Source organism: Variovorax sp. GW531-E2 (assembly GCF_059423125.1).
In genome coordinates this window covers 1-14,383 of record NZ_JBWKXQ010000061.1, presented here as the reverse complement: position 1 = coordinate 14,383, position 14,383 = coordinate 1, and the positions used below count along the sequence as shown (strand labels likewise).

General features: G+C 67.6%; 15 protein-coding genes and 1 tRNA gene. 9 read left to right on the top strand and 7 right to left on the bottom strand.

Going from position 1 to position 14,383, the window contains the following annotated elements; genetic code table 11:
* The first annotated feature begins 20 nt into the window (after positions 1-20).
* From dapE to AC07XP_RS26205, 4 genes are all read left to right on the top strand, one after another.
* Complete coding sequence (gene dapE, locus AC07XP_RS26220; RefSeq protein WP_495266328.1) at positions 21-1,208, top strand: succinyl-diaminopimelate desuccinylase; 1,188 nt, start codon at positions 21-23, stop codon at positions 1,206-1,208.
* Positions 1,205-2,086, top strand: a complete 882-nt coding sequence (prmB, locus tag AC07XP_RS26215) for a 50S ribosomal protein L3 N(5)-glutamine methyltransferase (RefSeq protein WP_495266327.1) — start codon at positions 1,205-1,207, stop codon at positions 2,084-2,086. Before dapE ends, prmB begins: the two co-directional genes overlap by 4 nt.
* 141 nt (positions 2,087-2,227) lie before the next feature.
* Entirely contained in the window at positions 2,228-4,231 is a 2,004-nt protein-coding gene (locus AC07XP_RS26210) for an ABC-F family ATP-binding cassette domain-containing protein (protein WP_495266326.1), read from the top strand.
* Positions 4,232-4,320: 89 nt separating this feature from the next.
* Positions 4,321-4,833 carry a hypothetical protein gene (locus AC07XP_RS26205; protein WP_139701662.1) on the top strand — a complete coding sequence of 171 codons (513 nt, stop codon included), beginning with the start codon at positions 4,321-4,323 and terminating at the stop codon, positions 4,831-4,833.
* Positions 4,834-4,861: 28 nt separating this feature from the next.
* Here the strand turns inward: AC07XP_RS26205 and AC07XP_RS26200 are convergent, their stop codons facing one another.
* The gene (locus tag AC07XP_RS26200; protein WP_062470169.1) at positions 4,862-5,092 is read right to left on the bottom strand and encodes a helix-turn-helix domain-containing protein; all 231 of its coding nucleotides are present in this window, start codon (positions 5,090-5,092) and stop codon (positions 4,862-4,864) included.
* A gap of 70 nt (positions 5,093-5,162) precedes the next feature.
* On the opposite strand from AC07XP_RS26200, the gene AC07XP_RS26195 reads away from it, so the two are divergent.
* From AC07XP_RS26195 to AC07XP_RS26185, 3 genes are all read left to right on the top strand, one after another.
* On the top strand, positions 5,163-5,888 hold the full coding sequence (locus AC07XP_RS26195) for a helix-turn-helix domain-containing protein (RefSeq protein WP_083259139.1): 726 nt from the start codon (positions 5,163-5,165) through the stop codon (positions 5,886-5,888).
* Positions 5,889-6,429: 541 nt separating this feature from the next.
* A complete protein-coding gene (locus AC07XP_RS26190; protein ID WP_070060799.1) occupies positions 6,430-6,663 on the top strand; it encodes a hypothetical protein in 234 nt (77 codons plus the stop codon).
* Positions 6,664-6,765: 102 nt separating this feature from the next.
* On the top strand, positions 6,766-7,830 hold the full coding sequence (locus AC07XP_RS26185; protein WP_495266325.1) for an asparaginase: 1,065 nt from the start codon (positions 6,766-6,768) through the stop codon (positions 7,828-7,830).
* 15 nt (positions 7,831-7,845) lie between these two features.
* On the opposite strand, the gene AC07XP_RS26180 is transcribed toward AC07XP_RS26185, so the two are convergent.
* Positions 7,846-8,748 (bottom strand): LysR family transcriptional regulator, encoded by a 903-nt coding sequence (locus AC07XP_RS26180; RefSeq protein WP_495266324.1) that lies wholly within the window; start codon positions 8,746-8,748, stop codon positions 7,846-7,848.
* A 121-nt stretch (positions 8,749-8,869) separates the two neighbouring features.
* Here AC07XP_RS26180 and AC07XP_RS26175 point away from each other — a divergent pair, with 121 nt between their 5' ends.
* The gene (locus tag AC07XP_RS26175) at positions 8,870-9,577 is read left to right on the top strand and encodes a type 1 glutamine amidotransferase domain-containing protein (protein ID WP_307635747.1); all 708 of its coding nucleotides are present in this window, start codon (positions 8,870-8,872) and stop codon (positions 9,575-9,577) included.
* Positions 9,578-9,592: 15 nt separating this feature from the next.
* Entirely contained in the window at positions 9,593-10,459 is an 867-nt protein-coding gene (locus tag AC07XP_RS26170) for a type 1 glutamine amidotransferase domain-containing protein (protein ID WP_495266323.1), read from the top strand.
* Positions 10,460-10,537: 78 nt separating this feature from the next.
* On the opposite strand, the gene AC07XP_RS26165 is transcribed toward AC07XP_RS26170, so the two are convergent.
* From AC07XP_RS26165 to tolB, 5 genes are all read right to left on the bottom strand, one after another.
* Positions 10,538-10,613: transfer RNA gene (locus tag AC07XP_RS26165), tRNA-Lys, on the bottom strand.
* Between the two features lie 51 nt (positions 10,614-10,664).
* Entirely contained in the window at positions 10,665-11,483 is an 819-nt protein-coding gene (locus AC07XP_RS26160) for a tRNA threonylcarbamoyladenosine dehydratase (protein WP_495266322.1), read from the bottom strand.
* 80 nt (positions 11,484-11,563) lie between these two features.
* Positions 11,564-12,316, bottom strand: a complete 753-nt coding sequence (ybgF, locus tag AC07XP_RS26155) for a tol-pal system protein YbgF (protein WP_062470144.1) — start codon at positions 12,314-12,316, stop codon at positions 11,564-11,566.
* Positions 12,316-12,834 carry a peptidoglycan-associated lipoprotein Pal gene (gene pal, locus AC07XP_RS26150; protein ID WP_062470142.1) on the bottom strand — a complete coding sequence of 173 codons (519 nt, stop codon included), beginning with the start codon at positions 12,832-12,834 and terminating at the stop codon, positions 12,316-12,318. The genes ybgF and pal overlap by 1 nt, the downstream gene beginning before the upstream one ends.
* A gap of 36 nt (positions 12,835-12,870) precedes the next feature.
* Complete coding sequence (gene tolB, locus AC07XP_RS26145; RefSeq protein WP_095745431.1) at positions 12,871-14,187, bottom strand: Tol-Pal system beta propeller repeat protein TolB; 1,317 nt, start codon at positions 14,185-14,187, stop codon at positions 12,871-12,873.
* Between the last annotated feature and the right edge of the window lie 196 nt (positions 14,188-14,383).

Here is a 14,383-nt window from a genome sequence, read left to right as displayed (position 1 = left end):
CCTTAATCCCCGCTCCCTCGATGTCCCGTACGCTCCAGCTCGCCGAACAACTGATCTCGCGCCCTTCCGTCACCCCCGACGACGCGGGTTGCCAACAGATCCTGGGCGAACGCCTCGCCGCGCTGGGCTTCACGCTGGAAACCATCGAGAGCGGCCCGGCCGATTTCCGGGTCACCAACCTCTGGGCCGTGCGCCGCCCCACCAACGGCAAGGCGACCAAGACGCTGGTCTTCGCCGGCCACACCGACGTGGTGCCCACCGGCCCGCTCGACCAGTGGAGCAGCCACCCGTTCACGCCCACGCACCGCGACGGCAAGCTCTATGGCCGCGGCGCCTGCGACATGAAGACCTCGGTCGCGGCCTTCGTGACCTCCATCGAAGAATTCCTGCAGGGCGAGCCCGACCCGGCGCTCACACTGGCCCTGCTGCTGACCAGCGACGAGGAAGGCCCCGGCGTCGACGGCACCGTGATCGTCTGCAACGCGCTGGCCGCACGCGGTGAAACCATCGACTACTGCATCGTCGGCGAGCCCACCTCGGTCGCGCGCTGCGGCGACATGATCAAGAACGGCCGCCGCGGCACCATGAGCGGCAAGCTCACGGTGAACGGCGTGCAGGGCCACATCGCCTACCCGCACCTGGCGAAGAACCCGGTGCACGCCGTGGCGCCCGCGCTGGCCGAGCTGGTGGCGATCAATGCCGCCGGCGGCTGGGACGCACAAAGCAACCCCTACTTCCAGCCCACCAGCTGGCAGATCAGCAATTTCCATGCGGGCACCGGCGCGAGCAACGTCATTCCGGGCAGCGCGGTGATCGACTTCAATTTCCGCTTCTCGACCGAATCGACGCCTGAATCGCTGCAGCAGCGCGTGCACGCCGTGCTCGACGCGCACGGCGTCGACTACACGTTGACCTGGACCGTCGGCGGCCTGCCCTTCCTGACCACGCCGGGCGAGCTCGTCACGGCCGTGCAGGCCGCGATCCGCGAAGAAACCGGCCTGGACACCGAGCTGTCGACCAATGGCGGCACCAGCGACGCGCGCTTCATCGCCAAGATCTGCAAGCAGGTGGTCGAGTGCGGCCCGGTGAACGCCAGCATCCACAAGATCGACGAGCACATCGACGTTGCCGAGATCGAGACGCTGAAGAACATCTACCTGCGCACGCTGCGCGGGCTCGACGCGGCGCTTGCGCAAGGCGCCCGATGAGCACCGTCATCGAACTCATCGAAGCCGGCGCGAAGCGGCTCGAAGACGCCGGCGTGGCCTTCGGCCACGGCACCGCCAACGCCTTCGACGAAGCCGCCTGGCTCGTGCTGTGGCGCCTGAAGCAGCCACTGGACGACCTCGACGCCGTGGCCGACACCTCCGTGTCGCCGGCCGACGCCGCCAAGGTGACCGCGCTCATCGACGAGCGCATCGCCACGCGCAAGCCCGCCGCTTACCTCACGAAAGAAGCGTGGCTGCAGGGCGTGCCCTTCTACGTGGACGAGCGCGCCATCGTGCCGCGCAGCTTCATTGCCGAGCTCATCGCCGACGGCAGCATCGACTACTGGCTGGGCGAACACACGCAGCGCGTGCTCGACCTGTGCACCGGCAACGGCAGCCTCGCAGTGCTCGCGGCCCTCACCTACCCGGATGTGACGGTCGATGCCGCCGACTTGTCGACCGAAGCGCTCGAAGTGGCCGCCATCAACGTCACGCGCCACGCGCTCGACGCCCGCGTCACGCTGATCGAATCGGACGGCCTGAAGAACGTGCCCGGCACGTACGACCTCGTGCTGTGCAACCCGCCCTACGTGAACAGTGCCAGCATGGCCGCGCTGCCCGCCGAATACCGCGCCGAGCCCGAACTGGCGCTGGCCGGCGGCGCCGACGGCATGGATTTCGTGCGCCAGCTGTTCGCCGACGCGCCCGCCCGCATGAGCGAGCAGGCCGTGCTGGTGCTGGAAATCGGCAACGAGCGCGATTACTTCGAAGCGGCGTTTCCGCAGCTCGAGGTGGTCTGGCTCGAAACCTCGGCCGGCGAAGACCAGGTGCTGCTGGTCACCCGGACGGCGCTACTGGCCGGCGCCGGCGTGCGTTAGCGACGCCCGCCGCCCCCGCTTCACCGCCTTGCACGCAGCCTCCGGGCTGCGCCCCCTTTCATCGGGCGATGTCCGCCTTTGCCCCTTCGCGCCGGGTCGCCGAAGGCCGGGCGGGATAATCGCCCCTACGGTTCCTCACTCATGATCACTCTCAAAAACGTCATTCTTCGCCGCAGCGCCAAGAAACTGCTCGACGGCGCCACCGTCAATCTCAACCCCGGCGAAAAGGTCGGCCTGGTGGGACGAAACGGCGCCGGCAAGTCGTCGCTGTTCGCGCTGTTCAACGGCACGCTGCACGAAGACGGCGGCGATTTCTACATTCCCAAGCAGTGGCGCATGGCCCAGGTCGCGCAGGACATGCCCGAGACCGAGGAGTCGGCCACCGACTTCGTGGTCGGCGGCGACACCCGCCTGACCGAGCTGCGCGCCACGCTGGCCGCCATCGAGGCCGCCTACGCCGAGAACCCCGACGACGCCGACATCGGCATGGAGCTGGCCCACGCCTACACCGACCTGGCCGATGCCGGCGAGCACGACGCCGTGCCGCGCGCGCAGGCGCTGGTGCTGGGCCTGGGCTTCAAGTCGCACGAGCTCGACGAGCCCGTCAACAGCTTCTCGGGCGGCTGGCGCATGCGCCTGCAGCTGGCCCGCGCGCTGATGTGCCCGAGCGACCTGCTGCTGCTCGACGAACCGACCAACCACCTGGACTTGGACGCGCTCGTCTGGCTCGAAGCCTGGCTGCAGAAGTACGCCGGCACCATGATCGTCATCAGCCACGACCGCGAGTTTCTCGACGCCGTGACCGACGTCACGCTGCACATCGCCAACGCCCAGCTCACGCGCTACGGCGGCAACTACAGCAAGTTCGAGGACATGCGCGCGCTGCAGATGGAGCAGCAGCAGGTGGCCTTCAGCAAGCAGCAGGACAAGATCGCCCACCTGCAGAAGTTCATCGACCGCTTCAAGGCCAAGGCCAGCAAGGCCAAGCAGGCGCAAAGCCGCGTCAAGGCGCTGGAGCGCATGGAAAAAGTGGCGCCGCTGCTGGCCGAGGCCGACTTCACCTTCGAGTTCAAGGAGCCGGGCAACATCCCGAACCCGATGCTGTCGATCGACAACGCCAGCTTCGGCTACGAGGTTGAAGGCGAAGCGCCCAAGACCATCCTGCGCGGCGTGAGCCGCTCGGTGCTGGCGGGCCAGCGCATCGGCATCCTGGGCGCCAACGGCCAGGGCAAGTCGACGCTGGTGAAGACCATCGCGCGCGAAATGGGCGCGCTGGCCGGCCAGGTCACCGAAGGCAAGGGCCTGAACATCGGCTACTTCGCGCAGCAGGAACTCGACGTGCTGCGCCCGCAGGACAACCCGCTGGAGCACATGGTGCGCATGGCGCGCGAGCTGGGCAGCAATGCCAAGGAAGCCACCGGCGAGCAGGCCCTGCGCGGCTTCCTGGGCAGCTTCAACTTCAGCGGCGACATGGTCAAGCAGCCCGTGGGCACCATGAGCGGCGGCGAAAAGGCCCGCCTCGTGCTCGCGATGATGGTCTGGCAGCGCCCCAACCTGCTGCTGCTGGACGAGCCCACCAACCACCTGGACCTGGCCACCCGCGAAGCCCTGGCCGTGGCGCTCAACGAGTTCGAAGGCACGCTGATGCTGGTGAGCCACGACCGTGCGCTACTGCGTTCGGTGTGCGACGAGTTCTGGCTCGTTGGCCGCGGCGTCGTCACCGACTTCGACGGCGACCTGGACGACTACCAGCGCTACCTGCTCGACGAATCCAAGCGCCTGCGCGAAGAGGCCAAGGTGGCCGTGCGCGAAGCGGACGCCGTGGCGGCGGCTGCTGCGGCCGCCGCAGCTGCAGCGCCAGTGAAGAGCAGCAACACCCCCGAGCAGCGCAAGCAGGACGCCCAGGAGCGCCAGCAGCGCAGCGAGCAGGCCAAGCCGCTGAAGAAGGAGATCGCGAAGATCGACGAGCGCATGGCCGCGGCCAGCACCGAGCGCAGCACGCTCGAGGCCCGGCTGGCCGAACCGCTGCCGCCCGCCGAGATCGCCGACGCCGGCAAGCGGCTGAAGGCGCTCAACGACGAGATCGCGCAGCTCGAGGAGCGCTGGCTGGCGCTGTCCGACCTGCTCGAAGCGCTGGCGGCATAACCCCTGCCGTCCGCACGGCCCGGCCGGTCTCCACCGGCGCGGCCGGGTAGCATGGCACGCTCAGGGAACCCGCCAAGGAGCCACGCTGCATGCCTTCTTCGATCGAACTCGCCCGGGGCGATGAAAAACTCATCGCGGCCATCCACCGCAGCCGGCGCCTGATCGGCCGCAAGGCCCTCATGGCCGCCGCCGCCAGCGCCGTGCCGCTGCCCGGCGTCGACTGGATGGCCGACGCGGCGCTGCTGTCGCGCCTCGTGCCGCAGATCAGCGCCGAGTTCGGCCTCTCGGTCACCCAGGTCGAAAAGCTTGCGCCGCACCAGCGCGAGCGCATCCAGAAGGCCGCGACCACGCTGGGCGCCCTGCTCGTGGGGCGGCTCGTCACGCGCGAGCTGCTCATGAAGCTGGCCCGGCACGCCGGCATCCGCCTCACCGCCAAGCAGGCCACCAAGTACGTGCCCATCGCCGGGCAGGTCGTGTCGGCCGCGCTCGGCTATGCCGCGCTGCGCGCGCTGGGCGAACAGCACATCAAGGACTGCGTGCGCGTGAGCACCACGCTGGCCCTGACGCCGCCCGAGCCCGCCGAACGGCTCAAGCCGGCCTGATCCGGCCACTTCCGGCTCGATTGCCGGCTCAGTCGCCGGCTGGCGGCGGTCCGTAGTGCGGGGCCGGCCGCAGCGCCTCTTCCTTCATGCGCTGCTCGTAGGCGGCCAGCAGCGCGACGTAGTGGCGCGACATCACGTCGCTCACCCGCCCCAGCCCGATCTTGCTGACCGTGGGCTGCGGAATGCCCGTGCGTTCCTGGATCTGCTTTTGCGTCAATCCGAGCGCCCGCAGCGCCTGCACCAATTCGCGTGGCTTCATATCGATCCTCCCTTTTTTTCCTATTTTAGAGTCCAATACGAATATTCATCTGCGCTTGAATCTCCACCCCATGGAGACTATTGCTTCACGTGCCCTGGCCGCACGCAAATTCGCCAAGATGACGCAGAAGCAGGCCGAGGCCGCTTCGGGCGTCAAGCAGTCGAGCATCTCGAAGATCGAGCGTGGCGACACCAGCCGGTCGATGAGCGTGCTCGCCCTGGCACGCGCCTACCGCGCCGACCCCAACTGGCTCGACACCGGCGACGGCCCCGCCCCGTGGGACGAGGTGCAGATCCGCCTGGCACGCGACAACGCCCACGAGCCGCCCGGCCCCTATCGCGTCACCCGCATCGCGCCCGTCGGCCCGGCCTTCGCGCCCCAGACGCCCGGCACGGTGCCGCTGATCTCGTGGGAGCAGGCCGGCGAATGGCGCGGCGCCGAATCGCCGCCCCGGCCCACGCTGGCCGAACGCTGGATTCCCTGCATCGCGCACCACAGCGCCGGCACCTACGCGCTGCGCGTGCGCGGCGACAGCATGACCTCGCCGCACGGGCACCTGAAGAGCTACCCGGCCGGATCGATCGTCTTCGTCGACCCGCAGCACACCACGCCCGACGACGGCGAGCGCGTGGTCGCCAAGCTGGACGACGACATCCGTGGCGAAGTCACCTTCAAGGTCTACAAGGAAGACGCCGGCCGCCGCTGGCTGCTGCCGCTGAACCCCGCGCACGAGGCCGTGCGCGTGCCCTTCACCGTGCTGGGCACCGTGATCGGCAAGTGGGAAGACGAAGACTGATGGCCCAAAGGGCCTCTTTTCGCGAGGTCAGGTTGCGTACAGATTCGCCGGGCACAGTGAGGTTTCTCCCGGTGGCTTGCACCTCTGATCCTCCCTCCTCCAGCAAGTCACCTTCCAGCCCGCCCTCGTGCGGGCTGTTTTTTTTGCCTGCACCGCTGCGCGCCGGGCAGAGGCTTTTGATGGGGCCGATTCTTTCTGGTATATAATTCGCGGTTGCCCGAAATGATCGGGCATTTGCCTGGCCAGGCAAGCTGAATCTCATACCAGCGCGTCGAAGTCATAGCGACGAGAAAAACAACAATGACTTCCGCAAACGAATCTTTGCCGTAGCGTGGACCGCGTAAGAGTTCACGACCACATTCCGACAAAAGCCCTCCTCGCGAGGGCTTTTTCATTTCTGCGCGCTGGCGCCCCCAAGGCCTCCGCCTTCCGTCAACCCCTCTTCTTTCCTACACGGTGTAACGGAATGCGACCTACGCAGTACCACGCGGGCCCAAGAGACGATTCGTTCACTGTCAGCACAGGGAACAAAGGGAATCACATGAGCCTCAGGGACATCCGCGAACGCTACGGCGTCAGCTTCGAAAGAGGAGCCCGCGTCATCTGCGGCGGCCGGCTCGGCACCGTCGCCGGCGCGAGCAATTCGCACATCCGCATCAAGTTCGACGGGCGCCAGATCAGCAGCCCGTGCGATCCGCTGGAGGTTCAGCCCTGCCACGAAGGCGCCGTGAACCTCTCGCCGCAGACCACGCAAGACTGGCACGCCCCGGCGTAGCCCTGTCTGCGTGCCCCATGGGGCACATCTTCCTGGGCGTCCACGGTGTGGCGCAGCCGTCGCGTAGCATCGGCGCGCACCCTCACACCGCCAAGGAAACCCATGAAGACTCTGAAGAGGACACTCGCACTTGCGACGATCGGCCTGGCAGCCGTGGCCACGTCGGCGCAGGCACAGACGCAAGCGCGACCCGTCGTGCAGTTCATCGCCACGGGCGGCACCATCGCGATGAAGATCGACCCCGTCACCAAGGGCGTGGTGCCCGCGATCTCGGGCGACGACCTGATGCAGACGGTGCCCGATGCCGGCAAGTACGCCACCATCGAGGTCAACAACTTCTCGGCCATGTCGTCCAACTACATCGAGGCGAAGTGGTGGACGCGCCTGACCAAGGCCGTCGACGACGCGCTCGCACGCCCCGAGGTGGCCGGCGTCGTCATCGCGCACGGCACCGACACCATGGAAGAAACGGCCTACTGGCTGGACCTGACCGTCAAGTCCGACAAGCCGGTGATCCTGATCGGCGCGCAGCGCAACGCCTCGTCGCCCGACTTCGACGGCCCGCGCAACCTGCTCAACGCCATCCGCATCGCCACCACGCCCGAAGCGCGCGGCAAGGGCGTGATGCTGGCGATGAACAACCAGATCAACGCGGCGCGCAACGTGACCAAGACGCACACCGCCAACGTCGAGACCTTCAATTCGGGCGACTTCGGTTTCCTGGGCGAGGTGTGGGACGACAAGGTCGTCTTCACGCGCGCGCCGCTGCGCCGCCAGCACATCGACATCGGCACCGCCGAGATGCCGCGCGTGGAAATCGTCGCCATGTTCGGCGGCGCCGATGGCTCGCTGATGCGCTACGCCGTCGACCAGGGTGCCAAGGGCATCGTGGTGCAGGCGGTGGGCATGGGCAACATGAACGTCTCGATGTTCGAGGCGCTCAAGTACGCGCTGTCGAAAGGCGTGCCGGTGGTCGTCTCCACGCGCGTGCACAACGGCCGCACGCGCCCGGTCTACGGCTTCGTGGGCGGCGGCAAGACCAGCGACGAGGCCGGCGCGGTGATGGCGGGCGACCTGAGCCCGCAGAAGGCGCGCCTGCTGCTCATGCTCCAGCTGCAACGCGGCGTCACGGGAAAGGCCGAGCTGCAGGCCGCGTTCGACCGCTGAGCCCCGCGCATCGCGTCAGGCCGGCGCGCCGGCCAACGCATCGATCAGGGCGCGCGAGGCGGACGACAGCCGCCGGTGCGGCGCATAGATCACCGACACCGGCCGCGAACGCCCGCACGCCGGCGCCAGCACCTCCACCGCGCGGCCCTGCGCGAACAGCGAGCGCGCGATGAAGTCGTAGGTCTGGCAGATCCCGAGCCCGCTCAGCGCGAGCGCAACCACGCCCAGCACATCGTCCGACACCTGGAGGCTGCCGTGCGGCGTCCAGTCCACGTCGCGCCCGTCCTCCTGAAGAATCCAGGGCGCCACGCGGCCGGTGCTGGGCATCACGAAAGGCAGGCAGGCGTGCTGCGCGAGGTCGCCGATGCGCGCCGGCATGCCTGCGCGCGCGATGTAGTCCGGCTCGGCCAGCAGGCACATCGGCGCGTCCTCGAGCTTACGCCCGACCAGGCCGCTGTCGGGCAACGGACCCATGCGGATCGCGAGGTCGTAGCCCTCGGCCACGAGGTCGACGTTGCGGTTGGTGATGTTCAGCTCGACGCGCACCTGCGGGTGGCGGGTGCAGAAAGGCTGCAACAGCGCCGGCAACCGGTGATGGGCGTAGGTGGTGGGCACGCTCAAGCGCACGCTGCCGGTCAGCTCGTCGCCCTGCCCCTGTATCGCGCGCTCGGCATCGTCGATGAGCGCGAAGGCCGCACGCGACTGCTCCAGGTACAGCCGCCCCTGCTCGGTGAGGCTCAGGCGCCGCGTCGTGCGGCGCAGCAGCTGCACGCCCAGCCGCGCCTCCAGGCGCGTGATCGCGCGGCTGAGCACCGAGGGCGTCGTCGCCAGCGCCACGGCGCCGGCCGTCATCGAGCCCTTCTCGACCACGGTGACGAAGGTTTCCACATCTCCGAGGTGATCGAATCGTCGGCTCATCTTGTCTCCTGAAGAACAAATGTTTTCCTGACTGGCCAGTTTATCGCCGGAGAGGCAATCAATACATTCGATCTCGAGGGCCACAGGGCCCGGCCTCTTCACCTTTCTCCAGGAGCTACAGATGACTTCCACCACCACCGCCCCGTCGATCCGCCCCGTGCTCATGGTGCTCACCAGCCATGGCACCAAGGGCGCCACCGGCGGCGAGCCGACGGGCTTCTACCTCGGCGAACTGACCCACCCGCTGGCCGAGCTCGAAGCGGCCGGCATCCCCTTCGAACTCGCGTCCATCCAGGGCGGCGAGCCGCCAGTCGATGGCCTGGACCTCGGCGATGCGGTCAATGCGCGCTACTGGAACGACAGCGCCTTTCGCGAGGCCCTGCGCCACACGCAGCGCCTGGGCGATGTCGATGCGTCGAAGTACAGCGCGATCTTCTTTGCCGGCGGACACGGCGCGATGTGGGACTTTCCGACCAGCCCCGACGCGGCGCGCGTGACCCGCGAGGTCTACGAAGCGGGCGGCGTGGTCGGCGCGGTGTGCCACGGCCCGGCGGCGCTGGTCAACGTGACGCTGGGCAACGGCGCCTACCTGGTCGCGGGCAAGAACCTCAGCGCCTTCACCGACGACGAAGAACGCGCCGTCGGCCTCGCGCAGACCGTGCCCTTCCTGCTCGCCACCACGCTCGTGCAACGCGGTGCGCACCACCACCCGGCGCCCGACTGGACCGCCCAGGTCGTGGTCGACGGCCGGCTCGTCACGGGGCAGAACCCGCAGTCGGCCGCGGGCGTCGGTGCGGCGATGCGCGAACTGCTGCTGCGCCAGAACTGAAAGGAAAGAACGCCCATGAACTCGCTCCACAAACTCGCCGCCGTCGCGACCCTCGGCATGGCCGCGCTCGGCGCGCAGGCTGCCAACGTGCTGGTCGTGCTGTCGGATGCCGACCACCTCGACCTGAAGGACGGCAAGGTCTTCGCCACCGGCTTCTATCTGAACGAGCTGATGCAGCCCGTGAAGCTGCTGCTCGACGCCGGTCACCAGCTGACCTTCGCCACGCCCCTGGGCAACGCGCCCACCGTGGACGCATCGTCGGTCGACAAGATGTATTTCGATGGCGACGAAGCCGCCCTCAAGCGGCACAAGGCGCTGCTCGACAAACTGAAGCTCACCTCGCGCACGGACTCGCCGGTGATCAGCCTGTCGCGCGTGGCGCAGATCGGCTACGCCCGCTTCGATGCCGTCTACGTGCCGGGCGGCCATGCGCCCATGCAGGACCTGCTGACCAGCCCCGCGCTGGGCCGGCTGCTCGCGGACTTCCATGCACGCCACAAGACCACGGCCCTCGTGTGCCACGGCCCGATCGCGCTGCTCTCGACCTTGCCCGATGCACAGGGCTTCACGAACCGGCTCGCGGCGGGCGGCACGGTCGAGCAACGCCCCGACTGGATCTACGCCGGCTACCGCATGACCGTGATCAGCAACCAGGAAGAGGAGCTTGCGAAGGCGGCGCTGCAGGGCGGCACGATGAAGTTCTACCCGCAGACCGCGCTGCAGCAAGCCGGCGGTGCCTACAGCAGCAACCAGGCGCCGTTCACGCCGAACGTGGTGATGGACCGCGAGCTCATCACCGGGCAGAACCCGGCGTCTGCGCTTGGCGTGGGCCGCGAGCTGCTCAAGCGGCTCAAGCGGCTCAGGCAACAGTCGGCGTCCTGACCGCCTGCCTGGCGTCGGACCCAAGAAAAAAGCCAGCTGTCGGGTGACAGCTGGCTTTTCATATTTCGCATGGCTCGGTGGTAGGACGTACTGGATTCGAACCAGTGACCAACGGATTAAAAGTCCGCTGCTCTACCAACTGAGCTAACGTCCCGGAACCATTTTTCTTGCTTCTTGCCGACGTTGAATCCAGCAAAGCCTTGGATTATAGCGTGGTGTTTCTCGCAATTTCGTCGAGCACCCACCCTGCCGCACATTGTCCGAAGGTGGCGGTCACGCTGACCACCGATCCGTAGCCGTGGCAGTTGAGCGAACCGTCGCCCGCATCGATCTGGCAGGACGCATCGGGCGGTGCCACGCTCTCGCGACTGAACACGCAGGCCAGGCCGATCTTGCGGCCTTCGCGCGGTGCGCCGTGCAGTTTGCGCAGCCGCTGGCGAAGCTGGGCCAGCAGCGGGTCGTGGGTGACGAGCGACAGGTCGTCGATGTCGACCTTGTGCGCCTGCCGCTTGCCGCCCGCCGCACCGACCGTGATGAACGCGGTGCAGCGCGACACGGTGCGTGCCCAGGCGGCCATGGCGAGCTTGGCCTTCACCTGGTCGCAGGCATCGATGACCGCATGCACCGGCCCGTGGGCGGCCTGTGCGGTCTCAAGCAGCGATGCCCAGTTGTCGGGCTCGACGAACTCGTCGATGGCGAGCACCTGGCAGTCGGGGTTGATCTGCGCGATGCGCTCGCGCATGGCCTCGACCTTGGCCTGCCCGACGGTCGAGTCGAGCGCGTGAATCTGGCGGTTGATGTTCGACTCCGACACGTGGTCGAGATCGATGAGCGTCAGGCGCCCCACCCCACTGCGTGCCAGCGCCTCCACGGCCCACGAGCCCACGCCACCGATGCCGACGACGAGCACATGCGCGTGGCGGATGCGCGCGGCACCGGCCACGCCGTACAGGCGCTCGAGGCCGCCGAAGCGGCGCGCAAAGTCAGGCGCCGCGGTGTCGGTGAGGACATCCGCGGCGGCCATGGGGAGGGAAGAGGCTTCTTCAGCCGAAGGCATCATCGAAGCACTCTCAAGCGGAACACTCCGCCGAAACGGTCATTGCATCAACGCAGGCGCGACAGACGCTCGCGGCCCGCCTGTGCGGCTTCCGACTGCGGGTAGGCCTTGGTCAGGTCTTCCAGCGTGCGGCGTGCGGCGCGCGTGTCCTTCAGTTCGATCTGGCAGTTCGCGATCGACAGCACGGCTTCGGGCGCCTTGGCATGGTCGGGCGCGAGCGAGAGCATCGAGCGGAAATTGGCGATGGCTTCGTTGTAGTTGCGCGTGGCGTACTGCGCATTGCCGAGCCAGAACAGCGCGGACGCGTTGTAGCCGCTTTGCGGGTAGCGCTTCACGAACTCGGCGAAGGCGGTCTGGGCCTGGGCGAACTGACCCGAGCGGAAGACGCCCAGGGCTGCTTCGAAGTCGGCCTTTTCCTTCGGATCGGCATTGAACTCGCGGCCGTCGATCGAGACCTTGGAAGGCTCGTTCTGCTTGAGCTTGTCGTCGATCGTGGTCTGGCGCGACTGCATTTCGCTCAGCGTGCGCGTGAGCTGCTCGTTCTGGCCGGTCATGCGTGCCAGTTCGCCGCGCATCTGCTCGATCTGGCTTTGCAGGTCGAGCAAGCTGCGACGCAGCTGGCCGTTTTCGTCAGCCAGGCGCTGGTCGGTCTGCTGGCGCATGGCTTCGACGCGCTGGCGCAGGTCGAGGATGGCGCGGCGCGCCTCGTCGTCCTCGAACAGCGCCGCCTGCGAGCCGGCCGACGCGCAGAACAAGGCGGCGGCGAGGGCCGCGCCTCGCCACAGGGCACGTGGTTGCATCACCGGGTGTAGCGGATTTCAGCGCGGCGGTTCTGCGCCCACACTTCTTCGCCCGAGCCTTGGGCTGCGGGCTTTTCCTTGCCGAAGCTCACGGCTTCGATCTGGCTGTCGTTCACGCCCAGCAGCGTGAGCGCGCGGCGCACGGCTTCGGAACGCTTCTGGCCGAGGGCCAGGTTGTACTCGCGGCCGCCGCGCTCGTCGGTGTGGCCTTCGATCGAGATGCGACGTTGCGTGGCGCCCTTGAGGAAGCGCGCATGGCCGTCGATCACCGACTGGAACTCGGGCTTGACCGTGTAGCTGTCGTAGTCGAAGTACACGATGCGTGCCACGCCGACCGGACCTTGCGCCGTGTTGGCGTTCGGGTCGATGGTCACCGGGGCCACGGCGGTTGCGCCGCCTTGCTGGCCGCCGGCCGTGCCGCTGCGGTCGGTGACCGGCGTTTCGTTGAGCTTGGTGCCCGACGAGCAACCGGCGATGAGCGCCACGATGGCGAGCGAATAGATCGTACGTTTCAACATTTGCGAACTCCTCAAGTAAATTTATCTGGTCAATGCTTATTGCTTTTGAAACGGACCCCAGTCCGGTTCACGGATGTCTCCCGCCTGGCCCGCGAGGCGGGCCTTGATCTTTCCGTCCAGCGTGGTCGTCATGAGCGCCTCGCGACCCTGCAGGTGCGTGGCATAGACGATCAGCTTGCTGTTGGGTGCGAAGCTCGGGCTCTCGTCGGCCGTGGTGTCGGTGATCGCGGCGACATTGCCGCTGGCCAACTCCATCACGTGGAGTTTGAACGCACCGCCGACCCGCGAGATGTAGGCCAACCACCGGCCATCGCCGCTGACAGATGGAGAAATGTTGTAGGTGCCGCTGAAGGTGACCCGCGTCGGGTTGCCGCCGCTGGCGCTCATCTTGTAGATCTGGGGCGCGCCGCCACGGTCGCTCACGAAGTAGATCGTGCTGCCGTCGGCCGAGTACACCGGCTCGGTGTCGATGCTCGAGCTCTGGGTGAGGCGGCGCGGTTCGCCGCCGCTGGCCGGGATGGTGTACAGCTGCGAGCCGCCGTCGCGGCTGAGCGTGACGGCCAGCGAACCGCCGTCGGGTGCCCAGGCCGGGGCGCTGTTGGAGCCCTTGAAGTTGGCGAGCAGACGGCGCTGGCCGCTCGCCACGTTGTGCACGTAGACCACGGGCTTGCGCGACTCGAAGGACACGTACGCCAGCTGCTGGCCGTTGGACGACCAGCAGGGCGAGATGATCGGCTCGGGGCTGGCGAGCGCAGCCTGTGCGTTCTCGCCGTCGGCGTCGGCCACCCACAGCGAGTAGCGGCTGCCGCCCTTGGTGACGTAGGCGATGCGGGTCGAGAAGATGCCCTTCTCGCCGGTCAGCTTTTCATACACGTAGTCGGCGATGCGGTGGGCCGCCAGGCGCAGGTCGCCCTGCGGCACGGTGTAGCTCTGGCCGCCGAGGTCGCGGTCTTTCACGACGTCCCACAGGCGGAAGCGCACGTCGTAGCGGCCGTCGCCCAGCCGGCTCACGCTGCCCACCACGAGCGAGTCGGCGGTGCGCTGGCGCCACAGGGCGAGGTCGGGGCGCGAGGACTCGTCGAGCGCCTGGCCCGAGGCATCGACGCCGCGGAACTGGCCGCTGCGTTCGAGGTCGGCCTGGACGATGTCGGAAATCTTCTGGGGCGAGGCGTCCTGCCCCCGGAAAGGCACGAGCGCGATCGGCAACTGCGTCAGCCCCACGCCCGACACCTCGACCCGGAACTGGGCCATGGCGGGAAGCATGGGAGAGGCAGCAAGGGCCGCGATGAGGCTGCGGCGTGCAATCAACGATGAAGAAGGAGTTGGGGAAAGATCTGGCAACGGCTTGTTCATGCGGTTCGGAGAGGTTTCCGGGTAAAAAGTTTCTCCCCGGCGTTTCACGGGCCACATGTTACACACTGGGTTGAACCCGCCGTCACAAAACGTTTATCCGGCGAAATGGTCCTACAGCCCCTCAAAAGGCGGTCGGAGCCGCCCCGTAAAATCCGCCGCCATATGCAAGCATCCCCCGGCAGCGAGAGCGCCCGCC

Bases quoted from the DNA above. Each gene is read 5' to 3' on its own strand.
- prmB (WP_495266327.1), top strand. From the start codon at position 1,205: ATGAGCACCGTCATCGAACTCATCGAAGCCGGCGCGAAGCGGCTCGAA.
- AC07XP_RS26200 (WP_062470169.1), bottom strand. From the start codon at position 5,092: ATGAAGCCACGCGAATTGGTGCAGGCGCTGCGGGCGCTCGGATTGACG.
- tolB (WP_095745431.1), bottom strand. From the start codon at position 14,187: ATGAACAAGCCGTTGCCAGATCTTTCCCCAACTCCTTCTTCATCGTTG.
- AC07XP_RS26180 (WP_495266324.1), bottom strand. From the start codon at position 8,748: ATGAGCCGACGATTCGATCACCTCGGAGATGTGGAAACCTTCGTCACC.
- AC07XP_RS26205 (WP_139701662.1), top strand. From the start codon at position 4,321: ATGCCTTCTTCGATCGAACTCGCCCGGGGCGATGAAAAACTCATCGCG.
- AC07XP_RS26175 (WP_307635747.1), top strand. From the start codon at position 8,870: ATGACTTCCACCACCACCGCCCCGTCGATCCGCCCCGTGCTCATGGTG.
- AC07XP_RS26185 (WP_495266325.1), top strand. From the start codon at position 6,766: ATGAAGACTCTGAAGAGGACACTCGCACTTGCGACGATCGGCCTGGCA.
- pal (WP_062470142.1), bottom strand. From the start codon at position 12,834: ATGTTGAAACGTACGATCTATTCGCTCGCCATCGTGGCGCTCATCGCC.
- AC07XP_RS26170 (WP_495266323.1), top strand. From the start codon at position 9,593: ATGAACTCGCTCCACAAACTCGCCGCCGTCGCGACCCTCGGCATGGCC.
- AC07XP_RS26160 (WP_495266322.1), bottom strand. From the start codon at position 11,483: ATGGCCGCCGCGGATGTCCTCACCGACACCGCGGCGCCTGACTTTGCG.
- AC07XP_RS26210 (WP_495266326.1), top strand. From the start codon at position 2,228: ATGATCACTCTCAAAAACGTCATTCTTCGCCGCAGCGCCAAGAAACTG.
- dapE (WP_495266328.1), top strand. From the start codon at position 21: ATGTCCCGTACGCTCCAGCTCGCCGAACAACTGATCTCGCGCCCTTCC.
- AC07XP_RS26195 (WP_083259139.1), top strand. From the start codon at position 5,163: ATGGAGACTATTGCTTCACGTGCCCTGGCCGCACGCAAATTCGCCAAG.
- AC07XP_RS26190 (WP_070060799.1), top strand. From the start codon at position 6,430: ATGAGCCTCAGGGACATCCGCGAACGCTACGGCGTCAGCTTCGAAAGA.
- ybgF (WP_062470144.1), bottom strand. From the start codon at position 12,316: ATGCAACCACGTGCCCTGTGGCGAGGCGCGGCCCTCGCCGCCGCCTTG.